Origin of the sequence: Zhongshania borealis (assembly GCF_039539625.1) — a bacterium.
In the GTDB taxonomy this organism is placed as follows: domain Bacteria; phylum Pseudomonadota; class Gammaproteobacteria; order Pseudomonadales; family Spongiibacteraceae; genus Spongiibacter; species Spongiibacter borealis.
Genome location: NZ_BAABDM010000011.1, coordinates 99,279 through 114,277 on the forward strand (window position 1 = coordinate 99,279; position 14,999 = coordinate 114,277).

Sequence of the window (14,999 nt, forward strand, 5' to 3'; positions counted from 1 at the left end):
TTGATCAAAACTCGAACAATTAACATTCAAATTCAGTCGCAATATGACAGTTTTATGGTACCTTTATTAAAATAACATACGTACTTATGCGTAGCGCCTTGGATGATTCATGTCACTTAGCGATACCGGATTACTCGTTGACCGCCTAAAATCACAATCTCGACAGTGGTTTGGCGAACAGCTGTACCGCTATTTTGAGCGCCTCCAAGACAATTTTCATCGCCGCGCCCTCACCGCAAAAACCAACGCCGAACAGAATGAACTCCTTGCCCAGCAGCTTGCCGTTAAAGCCGGGCAAGACGAAGCATTCCGATTATTTGCCGAGCATGTCAATCAAGCATTTTGCAGCAAGCGCGAGTACGAAACCGGCAATTACCCCGAGCTTGATCGCCTAGCCCAGCAGTTAGAAAAACTGCCAGATGACGGCTTTGCGAATGAAAAACCCGAATTACAGTTTTTTTGCCGGGCGATAGCCCCCATTACCTTATTGGCTGGCTTCCAGCATTTAATGAAACCCCTGCGCCTAGACACAAAACATCGCCATCAAGCGCTGACCATGTTTCAAGGGCTCTTTATCAATGAGCTAAGCAAGCTATATAACAACTTGGCAAGTACGCTGCCAAAACCTGTTCAAGCCCATAACCTTGCCGACTGGATCGCCCACAGCAAGCTCCAACTAAGCGAGAGAAACCTCACCACGCAGCAACGGGCCTTAACCGAATTACGCTTACAGCGGCTACTAAAATTACACGACTACCGCCAGAGCAGCAGCGGCGTTTCACCAATTGAAGCGACAGACAATGAACTTATTGAGGCTGCCGCCAGTATTTTCCACGGTTTAAGCAATCGTCGCCGGCTCTCGCCAAGCATCCTGGCAGCCCTGAACACCCTACAAAATCAAGTCAGCAGTATCGCCCTGCAAGATCGACACAACTTCTTACACTCCCTCCACCCGGCCCGCCAGGTGTGCAGGCAAATCGTCAATGCCCTGAGTCACTGGGATGACGCAGATAACGGTCAGCGCCTGCAATTTGAAGGTGCGCTAAAGATTATTAGCCGAAAATTGGCGAAGAAAGATATCCACGCCAACGACTTCACCCAGATCAGGAAACAAGTTGACGACTGCTGCCAACATCTACTGCAAAGCATCAAGGTTAACGATAAGCGCAATATCAGCGGTGACGTCGGTCAAAAACGTCTAACGCGATTGCGCCGCAAAGTGCACGAAATGCTCGACAAAAAGACCGCTGCACTTAAACTCCCCACCAGCGTCGACAATTTGCTCTACGGCCCAATGACCACCATCGTTTTATATCACTGGTTGCGTCATGGCAGTAACAGCACGCCACTGCGCCGCAGTATGAAATTGATAGACGACATACTCTGGTACATCAAGCCCCACGCCGACTGGTCAGAACTGCGCCGCGCCAAGGCCATGAGCAAAGATCTAGAGACCGAGCTTAGTGACGGCCTAGCCCGCATTAACTACAGCTATCAAGCAAGCCAAGCCCTGATCGAAGAGCTTCACCAACTGCGCATGATCGCCTCAAGCCGCAGCACCAGCCTTAATCGCCCCTAAGCGCGAGTATAGCCCCGACGTACGCGGCTAATATGCGTATCTGGGTGACGGCGCCTCCAAAAAATAGGTATAATTTTGTGCCCGCATGTTTGCTCTTCAGGAGCGAGCTCGGCCCAAACAACTCTCGTTTAATCGCATTTAACCGCGATCACGCACTTAAGGTGATGACTTTGCAACTCGATCAAGCTTCTACAACGCAGCTACGCGAATGGGAAACAACCCTGGCGCAGGAGTATCAGCAGTTTAAAGCCTCCGGCCTCAATCTTGATTTAACACGGGGCAAACCTAGCGCCGAACAGCTCAATTTGTCTGACGCCATCAACACAATTTTAGGCGACGACCTCAGCAACGAAAGTAATACCGATTTGCGCAACTACGGCGGCCTCGACGGCATTCCCGAGTGCAAACGCCTGTTTGCCGACGTACTTGGCGTAGCGAACGACGAAATTTTAATTGGCGGCAATAGCAGCCTCACACTGATGTACTTTGCGGTGCTGTTCGCGCAAAACCAAGGATTCGGTGCCCTCGGCGCAAGCTGGGCCAGTGAAGGTAAAACCACCAAATTTCTCGCGCCGGTGCCTGGCTACGACCGCCACTTTAGCGTGTGCGAGCACCTCGGCATTGAATTGATTCCCGTCGCAATGACCGACGACGGCCCAGATATGGACGCCGTTGAGCAATTATTAAAGGCCGATTCCAGCATTAAAGGCATCTGGTGTGTACCGCGCTTTAGCAACCCGACTGGCACGGTTTACTCAGACCACGTTGTTGACCGTATCGCGCAGCTCGGCAAAATTGCCGGCAGCAACTTCCGGGTATTCTGGGACAACGCTTACGCGGTTCACAGTCTCAGCGACGACGCCCCAGAATTGGCGAGCATAATGGAACGTTGCCGCACCCACGGCACTGAAGACAGCGTATATCTATTTGGCTCCACCTCCAAAATAACCTATGCCGGTGCCGGCGTTTCTTTTGCAGGTATGTCTAACGCTAACCTCAAGGCCTTTACGCAACACTTAGGCATGAGCCAAATAGGCCCCGACAAAATCAATCAGTTGCGCCACGTGCGGTTTTTGAAAGACAGCGAGGGCCTCAAAGCCCATATGCGCGCCCATGCCACCGTGCTCAAGCCGCGTTTTGATATTGTGCTTAAGCATTTACGTGAAGGTTTAGGCGAAACTGGAATGGCGAGCTGGAACGAACCCCAAGGCGGCTATTTCATCTCCTTTGACACCTTACCTGGCTTAGCCAAAGAAGTGGTTAAATTAGCCGCTGACGCTGGCGTTAAATTAACACCCGCAGGGGCAACATTCCCCTATGGCAATGACCCAGAAAACAAGAATATCCGTATTGCCCCCAGCGTACCCAGCCTAGACGAGATCGATCGCGCCATGGCGGTGTTCGTGAATTGCGTGAAGTTAGCCTCGGTGCGCCAGCGCTTAAGCTAAATAGATAGCACAAAAAAAAGGGGGCGCCGATAAAACGGCGCCCCCTTTTTTATTCTTGTTTATATACTACTCAGAGTCTGGCGTGCGGTTAATAGGGCGGCCCGGCGCACTAGGAAAGTGACGCACATTGCTAGCACCACCCTCAACATCAACTATTTTGCCCGCACCTTCTTTTTCTACTTCGTCAATCCGCACAATCGCATGCATAGGGATATAGCTGCGGGTTACACCATGGAACTCATTTTTGAGCTTCTCTTCGCCCGGATTCACCACAATTTGGCTTTGCTCACCAAACACAATCTCCTCAATTTCGATAAAACCGTACATGTCGCTTTGGTAAATAGCGCGCGCGTAGAGTTCATAGACCTTGTTGTTATTGTTAAAAATAACTTTGTAAATAGGAGCTTGGGGCATAGTCTTTCCGTCGTTTAACAGCACTGCAGGGGCGAGAGATCGCACCGGAAAACCGGGCCGCGGATGATAGCATAAATTCGTCAAATCCACTGCACTTCTGGGTTTTAGACCACAATTTAGCTATAATGCCTCCCCAATTTTATTTGCGGCCTTTAGCGGCCTAAATCGTTAACGAATCCTATGCCTGAATCCAGCGAATCGCCCCTCACACCAGCAGCGCCAGAACTCATCGCCAGCTCGGGCAAGCCCAAAAAGGTGTTTATTAAAACCCAGGGCTGCCAGATGAACGAATACGATTCCTCGCGCATTCAGGATTTGCTCGGGGTCAGTCACGGCATGATCCCCACCAACGATCCCAATGAAGCAGATGTGCTGCTACTTAACACCTGCTCAATTCGCGAGAAAGCCCAAGAAAAAGTGTTTCATCAGCTTGGTCGCTGGCGCAAGCTCAAGGCTAAAAATCCCGACCTTATCATTGGGGTTGGCGGCTGCGTAGCCAGTCAAGAAGGCAGTGACATTGGCCGCCGCGCGCCCTTTGTTGACCTTATTTTTGGTCCGCAAACCCTGCACCGCGTACCGGCAATGCTCGACAGCAAAAAACCCAAGGGGCCGATTATTGTCGATGTTACCTTTCCTGAGATTGAAAAATTCGACAATCTGCCCGAGCCGAGTGTTAATGGCCCCAGTGCGTTTGTCTCAATCATGGAAGGCTGCTCCAAATACTGTACGTTCTGCGTGGTGCCCTATACCCGCGGAGAAGAAGTGAGCCGTCCCTTTGACGACGTCATTGCCGAAGTCGCGCAGCTGGCCGCGAAAGGTGTGCGCGAGGTCAATTTACTGGGCCAAAACGTCAATGCTTACCGAGGCGTTAACCACGAAGACGAGATAGTCGACTTCGCCGAGCTCATTCACTTTGTTGCGCAAGTGCCCGGCATTGATCGCATTCGTTACACCACGTCCCACCCAGTGGAGTTTAGTGAGGCCTTGATTCAGGCGTACGCTACCGTGCCCGAATTGGTCGACCACCTGCATTTGCCTGTCCAACATGGCAGTGACCGTATTCTTGCGGCCATGAAACGCGGTCACACCGCCGACGAATATCGCGCCAAAATCGCCAAGCTCAAAGCAATTCGCCCTAATATCAGTTTGTCCTCTGACTTTATTATTGGCTTCCCCGGCGAAACCGATGACGACTTCCAGCAAACTATGCAGCTGATCAAGGACATCGGTTTTGATCACTCTTTCAGCTTTATCTACAGTGCTCGGCCCGGCACCCCTGCCGCGCAGCTGCCTGATGAAACGCCTGAGACAGTGAAAAAAGAACGCCTCGACATTTTGCAGCACCACATTCTGCAAAATGCCGCGCAATTCAGTCGTCAAATGGCAGGCACTACCCAGCGTATTCTGGTTACTGGCGCGTCTCGAAAAGACCCCGGTGAACTACAAGGCCGCACAGAGAACAACCGCGTGGTGAACTTCCCCTGTACTGACCAAAGCGTAATCGGCCAATTTGTCGATGTGGACATATTAGAGGCCTACGCCAATTCCCTGCGCGGCAAAATGCTTTAGGGGATTCGTGCCGGCTTGATTCTCTCGCAAACCAGCTTATGATCTAATTTTCCCAATTTACGCCGCGGTAGCGGCATTCGGTGAATCATTGACTGCACAAGATATACAACGCGTTCTCACCCTAGAACCCAACGACCCGCGCCTATTGGCTGACCTCTGCGGCCAACACGATGCCAACCTTAAGATGATTGAGCAACGCCTGTTCGTGCGCATTGCCGCCCGAGGTAACACCTTTCAAATTAATGGCGCCAGTGAGTCTGTCGATGACGCCGTGCAGCTAATAAAACACCTGTATAGCGACTCCCAAAACGGGGTCGTACTGAATTCTGAAAGCGTTCACCTTAATCTTCAGGAAGCGGGCCTTGAGCAAATAAGCCACCCAAGTACCGACCACGCGCCCGTTGTCATTCAAACCAAAAAAGGCAGCGTCAAACCCCGGGGCGAAAACCAGCAACGCTATGTTAAGGCCATCCAAAGCTGCGACATCAATTTTGGTATTGGCCCCGCCGGTACCGGAAAAACCTATTTAGCGGTCGCCTGTGCGGTTGAGGCACTGATCACCAACGACGTGCAACGCATTTTATTGGTTCGCCCGGCCGTCGAAGCAGGTGAAAAACTGGGTTTTTTACCCGGCGACCTCGCCCAAAAAATCGACCCGTATTTGCGCCCGCTCTACGATGCGCTTTATGAAATGCTCGGCATGGAAACCGTTACCAAGCTGATTGAACGCAATATAATTGAAATCGCTCCCTTGGCGTTTATGCGTGGCCGGACTCTGAATGACTCCTATATCATCTTGGACGAAGCCCAGAACACCACACGGGAACAGATGAAAATGTTTCTGACGCGGATCGGCTTTGGCTCAACCGCCGTTATTACCGGCGATGCCACGCAGATCGACTTACCTCGAGGCACGCCATCTGGCCTTGTTCATGTTATGAAAGTGCTCGGCGATATCGACGGCATCAGCATGACCCACTTTGCCGCTAAAGACGTAGTGCGCCATCCACTGGTACAGCGCATTGTCGAGGCTTACGCCGCCTTCGAAGCCACTACCGGCAGCAGCCAATGAGCCCCACCCATCTCGATCTCGACTTACAAATTGCCTGCGAAGCCGGTGACTTACCCAGCCAAACCCAGTTTGAAAGCTGGGCCAAAGCCGCACTGCAAGCGCATCGCGACGACGCTGAGCTCAGTATTCGCCTCGTCGACATCGCCGAAAGTGCTGAACTAAACCTGCAGTATCGACAAAAGAATGGCCCCACTAATGTGCTGTCCTTTCCCGCCGACCTGCCCCCAGAGTTAGAGCTACCCCTATTGGGCGACTTGGCCATTTGCAAGCAGGTGGTCGAACGCGAGGCCGCTGAACAAGGCAAAGCCTGTCACGACCACTGGGCGCACATGGTAATTCACGGTACACTCCATCTCCTCGGCTACGATCATATCGACGACGATGAGGCAGAGATCATGGAAGCGCTGGAAATTTCGCTTCTAAATACGCTAAAAATTAGCAACCCCTATACCCCAATATGTGAGGACAGCACCCAAAACTATGAGTGAAGATCGATCTAGCAACGATCCAAGTGACAAGTCTTGGATCGAGAAAATAGCCCATGCTTTTTCATCTGAACCCAAAACTCGGGAAGATCTGTTTGAACTGCTTGCTGTCGCCAAACAGAATGAAGTCATTGATGACGATGCCATAAGCATTGTTGAAGGCGCGATGCATATTAGTGATATGCAGGCCCGCGAAATTATGATTCCTCGCCCGCAGATGGTCGTTCTTAAAGCAGACCAGCCCCTCAGTGAGCTGTTACCCATCATTGTCGAAACTGGCCACTCCCGTTACCCGGTCATTGGCGACACCTTAGACAATGTTTTGGGCATCCTGCTCTCCAAAGATTTACTCCCTCTGCTGTGGAAGACCCCCAACAGCGAAGACATCGACATTCGCGACATTCTGCGCCCCGCCACCTTGGTGCCAGAGAGTAAACGTCTTAACGTTTTGCTCCGCGACTTCCGCGAAAAACGCCATCACATGGCCGTGGTCATTGACGAATACGGCGGCGCTGCGGGCCTCATTACCATCGAAGATATTCTCGAGCAAATTGTTGGCGATATTGAAGACGAGTATGACGAAGACGACGATCTGCCGATTCGTAAAATCACTGACAATGACTTTGTGGTACAAGCCCTAACGCCAATCGATGATTTTAACGACTACTTCAACGCAAAACTCAGCGACGAAGAGTTCGACACAATTGGCGGCTTGCTGCTGAAGTCGTTTGGCTACCTTCCGAGCCGCAATGAAGTCGCCCGCTTAGACGACTATGAATTTAAAGTCGTCAATGCCGACAACCGCCAAATTCACTTGCTGCGCATGCGCCAGGTCGCCAAGGTCGAGGAATAAACCAACATACCGGGACACTTTCGCTGTCCCGGCGAACTTTACGCCTCGTTTCAGTCTACACTGCCTAAATACACCGGCAATTAACTGAGCGCACGAGGTCTCTATGTTCGCAAATATTTTTGAGTCGCTTAATACAATCGCTAATACCTTTATAGAATACAGCGCCTTGGTCTTTCTGCTCGGCATCGCGGTCGGGCTTGTGTATCTGGTTTGTATTTATATCGCCGACGTCACCCAAACCCAGCAAGCAATACGTCGAAACTACCCAGTAATCGGTCGTTTTCGCTACCTGTTTGAACATTTAGGCGAGTTTTTCCGCCAATATTTCTTTGCCATGGACAGGGAAGAACTGCCATTTAACCGCTCGCAACGCTCATGGGTGTATCGCGCCGCCAAAAACATCGACACCACCATTGCCTTTGGTTCTACACGCCCGCTAAGCCAGAGCAATGAAGTACTGTTTATGAATTGTTTCTTCCCCACCCTTAGCCAAGATGCAGTTACCACCCACGCCGTTACCATTGGCGAGGGTTTTGCCAAGCACCCCTATACCAGCTCAGCCATATTCCACATTTCAGGTATGAGCTTTGGCGCGATATCAAAACCGGCTATTCGCGCACTCAGCGCTGGCGCAAAGGAAGCCGGCATTTGGCTGAACACCGGCGAAGGCGGTCTGTCGCCTTATCATTTGGAGTCAGGTTGCGACATCGTGTTTCAAATCGGCACGGCCAAGTACGGCGTACGCAACCAAGACGGCCATCTTAGCGACGACAAACTCCGCAATATTGCCAGCCACCCTCAAGTGCGAATGATCGAAATCAAGCTGAGCCAAGGCGCCAAACCCGGCAAAGGCGGAATCCTCCCCGGCGGTAAAGTCACAGCGGAAGTCGCCAATATTCGCGGCATTGAAATTGGCAAAGACTCAATTAGCCCCAACGGCCACACCGATATTCACAGCATCGACGATCTCTTGGACATGATTGCGCGTATTCGAGACATCACCGGCAAACCGGTTGGCTTTAAAGCCGTCGTCGGATTTTCTGAATGGCTAGATGAAATGTGCGTGGCAATTCATGAACGCGGCGAAAAATACGCCCCCGACTTTATCACCATCGACAGCGCCGATGGCGGCACTGGCGCCGCCCCGCAAAGCTTGATGGACTATGTAGGCCTACCAATTCGCCGCAGCCTGCCAATGGTGGTAGATAAACTCTGTGAATACAATTTGCGCAAACGTATCAAGGTGATCGCCTCCGGTAAAATGATTAATCCCGCCGAAGCGGCATGGGCGTTGTGCGTGGGCGCCGACTTTATCGTAAGCGCTAGGGGATTTATGTTTGCGTTGGGCTGCATCCAAGCCCTGCAATGCAATAAAAATACCTGTCCCACCGGTATCACCACCCACGACCCAGAATTACAACGCGGCCTGGATCCAACAAACAAAGCTACGCGAGTCAAAAATTACGCCCTGAATTTAATGCATGAAGTAGGCGTTATCGCCCACTCTTGCGGGGTCAAAGAAGCCCGTGCCCTAGAACGCAGGCACGTTTATTTGATCGACAATAGCGGCAGCCCCGAGCCCCTTACCGACCGCTACCCAGACAAAACGCCCAAGCCCGAATACCTCATTGCCAGCACGGCGGACAACGCCCGCACTGGCGAGGAAAAAATTCCCGCTTTACGCTCAGCAAATGACAAGGACATTCGCCAAGCCTGATTCATAACGGTGCGCTAGCGCGAGCGCCAGCGCACCGTTACACTAGGCCCTCGCTAAATTTGGCCTTCAGCTTGGATCCGCTCTCTGTGAACACCCCGTCACTCGCAACCCCGTCACCGATTAAATTTAGCCGAATGCTGTTTCTCGCCCTCGCCGGCGCTTGCCTGCCGCTATCGCTAGCACCTTTTGACTGGTGGTGGTTGGGTGTACTGGCCATGGCGGCACTGGTTGCCGGGCTCGACCGCAGTAGCGCGAAGCACAGTTTTTTCCTAGGCTGGATCTTTGGCAGTGCCAGTTTCTTAACCGGGGTTTCCTGGGTCTATATCGCCATTCACGACTTTGGCGCAACACCGGCATATCTCGCCATACCAATGACGGCAATATTCTGTATTTTTCTCGGCGTCGTGCCCGCACTATTTTGCTACGCCTATAGCCGATGGGTGCGCGATGGCCGGGGCGGACGCATTCTTGGCTTTGCCGCCATTTGGGTATTATGCGAGTGGCTGCGTGGATGGATTTTTACCGGCTTCCCGTGGCTGTATTTAGGCTACAGTCAACTCCACACACCGCTGAGCGGCTGGTCGCCAGTCGTAGGTGTATACGGCTTGAGTTTCTGGGTTGCCCTCAGCGGCGCAGCGCTTGCGCAGTTTCTTATTGCCCCCAACAAAAACAAGCTATCCAGTGCAGTACCATTACTTGCTTGCGCACTACTTTTTGGCCAAGGCTACCTACTAAAACAAACCGAGTGGACCCAAGCAAAAGACGTCGCCCCCCTCCGCATTGGCGCGGTGCAATCGAATATCTCGCAAGAAAAAAAATGGGCCTACACCCAGTACTGGGCAACGTTGGAACTTTATGACCAGGCATCAGAAAAACTGTGGGCCGATGCCGATCTAGTGATTTGGCCAGAAGCCGCGATTCCCGCGCTGTATCACAATGCCCAGTCCTTTTTCGACTATATCGCCGAACGCGCCGCGGCCAATGACAGCGCTTTAATCACCGGCGTACCCACCCGCTTCGATGAAAACATGTACAACTCAGCCATGGTCATTAGCGGCGGGGAAGGCATTTACCACAAGCAACGACTGGTGCCCTTTGGTGAATACGTGCCCCTCGGCCAATATATTCATGGCCTGCTTAAAATTTTCGATCTACCACTCTCCAGCTTTAGTCGCGGCGGCGCAGAACAATCTCACTTAGCAGTTAAGGGCTGGCAATTGGCGCCGTCAATTTGCTACGAAATCGCTTACCCCGATTTAATCGCCCAAAGTGCACTGGGCTCAGACGTACTCTTCACCATTAGTAATGACGCGTGGTTTGGCCACTCCATAGGCCCCGACCAACACATGCAAATGGCGCAAATGCGCGCCCTGGAAAACGGTCGCGAATTAATTCGGGTGACCAGCACCGGTATCACCGCACTAGTCGATCACCACGGCAATATTCGCAGCCGGGTACCCTCCTTTACCGAAACAGCCCTACGCGGTGAAGTTCATGCCCGCGAAGGGAGCACGCCCTTTACCCGCTATGGCTCAACACCTATTATTTTATTGTGTTTTGCCCTCATTCTGGCCGCGCGGATCTGGCCCAGACAATCGCCCCGCCCCAGCTAAGCTGCTAGAATAAGCGCCCTAAACTTCATCTGCCCGCTGTATAGAGAACTGACATTGCCAATGGACCATCAATACGCCCCACGTGACATCGAAACCTCTGCCCAAGAATTTTGGCATGAGCAAGGCAGCTTCACCGCCGTAGAAGATCCCAGTCGCGAAAAATACTACTGCTTGGCCATGTTCCCCTATCCCAGCGGCAAGCTCCATATGGGCCATGTTCGCAACTACAGCATCGCCGACGTTATCTCGCGCTACCAGCGTATGCTCGGCAAAAACGTATTACAGCCCATGGGTTGGGACGCCTTTGGTTTACCCGCTGAAAATGCGGCAGTCAAAAACAAAACGGCCCCCGCCAAATGGACCGTCGAGAACATCGCCTATATGCGCGATCAGCTCAAGCAGCTGGGTTTTGCCTACGACTGGAATCGCGAGCTAGCCACCTGCAAGCCCGACTACTACCGCTGGGAACAGTGGTTCTTCACCCGCCTTTACGAAAAAGGCATGGTCTACAAAAAGACCTCGGCGGTGAATTGGTGCCCGGTAGATGAAACCGTGCTTGCCAATGAACAGGTTATCGACGGCTGCTGCTGGCGCTGCGATACCCAAGTACAGCGCAAAGAAATCCCGCAGTGGTTTATTAAAATCACCAGCTATGCGGAACAGCTAATTGACGATTTAGACCAGCTCGACGGCTGGCCTGAGCAAGTTAAAACCATGCAGCGCAACTGGATTGGCCGCTCCCAAGGCGTGCAAATGCGCTTTGACTTAGAAACGCCTGTTGCTGGTGCCGACAGCTTTGAGGTCTACACCACTCGCCCCGACACGCTAATGGGCGTGACCTATGTCAGCCTCGCGGCCGAACACCCGATTGCCATTGAAGTTGCTAAAACCAATAGCGAACTCGCCGCCTTTATCGACAGCTGCCGCAATAGCTCGGTGGCCGAAGCCGATATGGCGACCATGGAAAAACGCGGCATGGCCACTGGCCTGCAAGCTCGCCACCCACTGACCGGCGAATTAGTCCCCGTCTGGATCGCCAACTACGTACTAATGGATTACGGCTCTGGCGCCGTAATGGCAGTACCCGCCCACGATCAGCGCGACTATGAATTCGCAAAAAAATATGGCCTTGATATCAAACAGGTTATTGCGCCAGCAAACGACGAAGGCATCGACATTGAAACTGCCGCATTCACCGAAAAAGGCCTATTAGTTAATTCCAGTAATTTCGACGGTCTCGATTTCAGCGCGGCCTTTACCGCGATTTCCGATGCCCTCATCGCACAAGATAAAGGCCGAGTTACCACCAATTATCGGCTACGCGACTGGGGTGTCTCCCGCCAGCGCTACTGGGGCGCACCGATCCCGATGTTTAATCTGCCCGAAGGCGGCGAGATTCCGGTACCCGCCCACAAGCTGCCTATGCTGCTACCCGAAGACGTGGAAATGGACGGCGTGCAGTCGCCGATCAAAGCCGATACCGAGTGGCGCAAAGACGAACTCGACGGTAAGCCCGTAGAGCGCGAGACCGATACCTTCGACACCTTTATGGAGTCCTCTTGGTATTACGCCCGCTTTACCTGCCCCGACTTTGAAGACGGTATGCTCGACCCGGATCGCGCCAATTATTGGCTGCCGGTTGATCAATACGTGGGCGGCATCGAACACGCCATACTTCACCTATTATATGCGCGCTTCTTTCACAAGCTGATGCGCGACGAAGGCTTGGTCGATTCTGACGAGCCCTTTAAGCAGCTGCTCTGCCAGGGCATGGTCTTAAAAGACGGCACCAAGATGTCCAAGTCCAAGGGCAATACTGTCGACCCCCAAGCCCTCATTGAGCAATACGGCGCCGACACCGTGCGCCTGTTTATTATGTTTGCCGCGCCACCAGAGCAGAGCTTAGAGTGGTCAGACAGCGCCGTTGAAGGCGCTCACCGCTTCCTAAAACGCCTGTGGAAATTAGCCGCAACACATTTAGACGCCGGTACCGTGCCTGCGCTAGATACCGCGAGCTTGTCCGGCCCGCAGCAGGATCTACGCCGCAAAACCCATGAGACCATTGCCAAGGTCAGCGATGACTTCGGTCGCCGCCTAACTTTCAACACCGCAATTGCGGCGGTTATGGAATTGATCAATGACGTGTCTCGCTTCCAAGCTCAAGGCCCACAATGCCTAGCGGTAGAACGCGAAGCACTGGAAGCTGCGGTACGCCTACTGGCGCCAATCGTGCCCCATATCAGCCACCAGCTCTGGATTAACTTGGGTCACAGCGAAGCGGTCATTGATGCACCGTGGCCACAGGTCGACGACGCGGCGTTGGTGCGCAATACCATTGAAATGGCAATTCAGGTCAATGGTAAATTGCGCGCCACCATCGAAGTAGCCATAGACGCTGACGGCGAAGCCATTAAAAAACTGGCCAGAGAGCAGGAAAATGTTAAACGCTTTATAGGCGATTTAACGATTCGCAAAGAAATTTTGGTTCCTAAAAAATTGGTGAATATCGTTGCAAACTAATTCCCACAATTCCAAGGCCCATCCGCGCAGGGCCCTGCACGTTTTGCTCACCGCTGCCGCCTGTTTATGGCTCACAGCTTGCGGCTTCGCCCTGCGCGGCAGCACCAGTCTGGCCGCCGACATGCAGCCGGTGTTCATCAGTGCCGAGCGCGACAGCCACGAACTCGCGCAATCACTGAAGCGCCAGTTTGTAATAAATAATGTGGCGGTCGCCAAGCGGCGCAGTGAAGCAAAATTAATTGTGGTGGTTACGCTTCTCGACGAACAAAAACGCAGTGCGGCATTGGATGATGAGGCCCGCGACGCCGAGTACGCCCTTTATGAGTCGGCCCGCCTTGAACTGCAAAGCCCTGACGGTAAGAATCTGAAAGGGCCGCATACGCTCCAACAACGTCGGCTGATTGTAAACGACCCTGACAACCCAGTTGGAGAGGAAACCGAATCCACTATTGTTCGCGCCGAAATGCGCGAGCAACTCAGTATTCGCCTAGCACGCCAAGTTGAGTACTGGTCACATCAAATGCAAGCCCAACCCTAATGAAACTGCGACCAGAGCAATTAGCCGCGCAACTTAAAAAAGCCCTCGCGACTGTCTATTTGGTCTGCGGTGACGAACTTCTTATCACCCAGGAGTGTTGCGACACTATTCGCCATCATTGTCGCAAACAGGGCATTCACGAACGTGAAGTACTCAATGTCGAACGTGGATTTGAATGGGGTCAGCTGATTGATTCCGGGCAGTCCATGTCGCTCTTTGCCGAGCGCAAGCTCATCGAGCTGCGGCTTGGCAACACTAAAATGGATCAGAAAAGCTCGGCAATTCTGCAGGAGTATTTACAGAATGCCGACGGTAGCAATATTTTACTGGTGAGCTGCGGAAAATTAGACAGTCGTAGCATGAACAGCAAATGGGTAAAAGCCCTCGACGCCGCAGGTGTGGTCATTCAGGTATGGCCCATCGAGCGACAGCATTTGGGTAACTGGATTATGCAGCGGATGCGTAGCATCGATTTGAATGCAGAGCCCGATGCTGTGCAATTGCTTGCTGATCGCGTTGAAGGTAATCTGCTCGCCGCCGATCAGGAAATTGCCAAACTCAAAATTCTTGCCGGCGATCGCACCATCACCGCCGAAGTGGTCGCCAGCGCCGTCGCTAGCAGTGCCCGTTACGATATATTTAAACTGATCGATGCCGCTTTAGATGGGCAGGCTGGCAACGCCCTGCAAATGCTCAACAGCCTACTAGCAGAAGGCGGTGAAGAGATTCCTATGCTCGGCGCTATTGTCAGGGAAATTCGCAATTTGTACGCTTGCGCCCTAATGCTAGAGCAAGGCCAGAATATTGATCGAATTTTAGACAGTCAGCGAGTGTGGGATAAGCGCAAAGGTTTATACAAAAGCACATTACGCCGTTTAAGAAGCCGTCATTTAGGTGCACTACTGCAACTCGCTACGCGTATCGACGCCGCGCAGAAGGGGCAAAGCGATGAGAATGCAAAATTGCTATTCAGCAATTTAGTCTCGGCGCTAGCAGGTCAACGTCTGATAGGCCGAGTTGCATAAAGAGACTCTACACTTCTTTGAATAACGGTGACTTCTCCTCACCCTACGCTTCGCTAGGGTGAGGCTTCTCACTTCTTAGGCCGCTGCCGACACTGTGCCGGTCTTACGCAGGCCTCCATGAGCAGAAACGACGAGCCCCGTCGCTTTTAACTTCAGAATACCTTGC

Annotated in this window: 12 protein-coding genes; 11 read left to right on the forward strand and 1 reads right to left on the reverse strand. The window is 52.5% G+C overall.

Annotated elements, in window-relative coordinates:
* Positions 1–109 precede the first annotated feature (109 nt).
* Positions 110–1,579 (forward strand): DUF1631 family protein, encoded by a 1,470-nt coding sequence (locus ABD836_RS17930; RefSeq protein ID WP_344938638.1) that lies wholly within the window; start codon positions 110–112, stop codon positions 1,577–1,579.
* Between the two features lie 170 nt (positions 1,580–1,749).
* The gene (locus ABD836_RS17935) at positions 1,750–3,027 is read left to right on the forward strand and encodes an aspartate aminotransferase type Ic (RefSeq protein ID WP_344938640.1); all 1,278 of its coding nucleotides are present in this window, start codon (positions 1,750–1,752) and stop codon (positions 3,025–3,027) included.
* A gap of 66 nt (positions 3,028–3,093) precedes the next feature.
* On the opposite strand, the gene ABD836_RS17940 is transcribed toward ABD836_RS17935, so the two are convergent.
* A complete protein-coding gene (locus ABD836_RS17940; RefSeq protein WP_344938642.1) occupies positions 3,094–3,441 on the reverse strand; it encodes a DUF1820 family protein in 348 nt (115 codons plus the stop codon).
* 180 nt (positions 3,442–3,621) lie between these two features.
* On the opposite strand from ABD836_RS17940, the gene miaB reads away from it, so the two are divergent.
* The 9 genes from miaB (at position 3,622) to holA (ending at position 14,833) form a co-directional block, all read left to right on the forward strand.
* Positions 3,622–5,010 carry a tRNA (N6-isopentenyl adenosine(37)-C2)-methylthiotransferase MiaB gene (gene miaB, locus ABD836_RS17945; protein WP_344938644.1) on the forward strand — a complete coding sequence of 463 codons (1,389 nt, stop codon included), beginning with the start codon at positions 3,622–3,624 and terminating at the stop codon, positions 5,008–5,010.
* Positions 5,011–5,098: 88 nt separating this feature from the next.
* Entirely contained in the window at positions 5,099–6,082 is a 984-nt protein-coding gene (locus ABD836_RS17950) for a PhoH family protein (RefSeq protein ID WP_344938646.1), read from the forward strand.
* Positions 6,079–6,570, forward strand: a complete 492-nt coding sequence (gene ybeY, locus ABD836_RS17955) for an rRNA maturation RNase YbeY (protein WP_344938648.1) — start codon at positions 6,079–6,081, stop codon at positions 6,568–6,570. The genes ABD836_RS17950 and ybeY overlap by 4 nt, the downstream gene beginning before the upstream one ends.
* The gene (locus ABD836_RS17960; RefSeq protein ID WP_344938650.1) at positions 6,563–7,420 is read left to right on the forward strand and encodes a CorC family transporter; all 858 of its coding nucleotides are present in this window, start codon (positions 6,563–6,565) and stop codon (positions 7,418–7,420) included. The genes ybeY and ABD836_RS17960 overlap by 8 nt, the downstream gene beginning before the upstream one ends.
* 103 nt (positions 7,421–7,523) lie before the next feature.
* Positions 7,524–9,137, forward strand: coding sequence for an FMN-binding glutamate synthase family protein (locus ABD836_RS17965; protein ID WP_344938652.1), 1,614 nt, complete (start codon positions 7,524–7,526; stop codon positions 9,135–9,137).
* An 86-nt stretch (positions 9,138–9,223) separates the two neighbouring features.
* Entirely contained in the window at positions 9,224–10,750 is a 1,527-nt protein-coding gene (gene lnt / locus ABD836_RS17970; protein WP_344938653.1) for an apolipoprotein N-acyltransferase, read from the forward strand.
* A gap of 60 nt (positions 10,751–10,810) precedes the next feature.
* Positions 10,811–13,270, forward strand: a complete 2,460-nt coding sequence (gene leuS, locus ABD836_RS17975; protein WP_344938655.1) for a leucine--tRNA ligase — start codon at positions 10,811–10,813, stop codon at positions 13,268–13,270.
* Positions 13,260–13,808 (forward strand): LPS-assembly lipoprotein LptE, encoded by a 549-nt coding sequence (locus ABD836_RS17980; RefSeq protein ID WP_344938656.1) that lies wholly within the window; start codon positions 13,260–13,262, stop codon positions 13,806–13,808. The genes leuS and ABD836_RS17980 overlap by 11 nt, the downstream gene beginning before the upstream one ends.
* Positions 13,808–14,833 (forward strand): DNA polymerase III subunit delta, encoded by a 1,026-nt coding sequence (gene holA / locus ABD836_RS17985; RefSeq protein WP_344938658.1) that lies wholly within the window; start codon positions 13,808–13,810, stop codon positions 14,831–14,833. Before ABD836_RS17980 ends, holA begins: the two co-directional genes overlap by 1 nt.
* Positions 14,834–14,999: the final 166 nt, after the last annotated feature.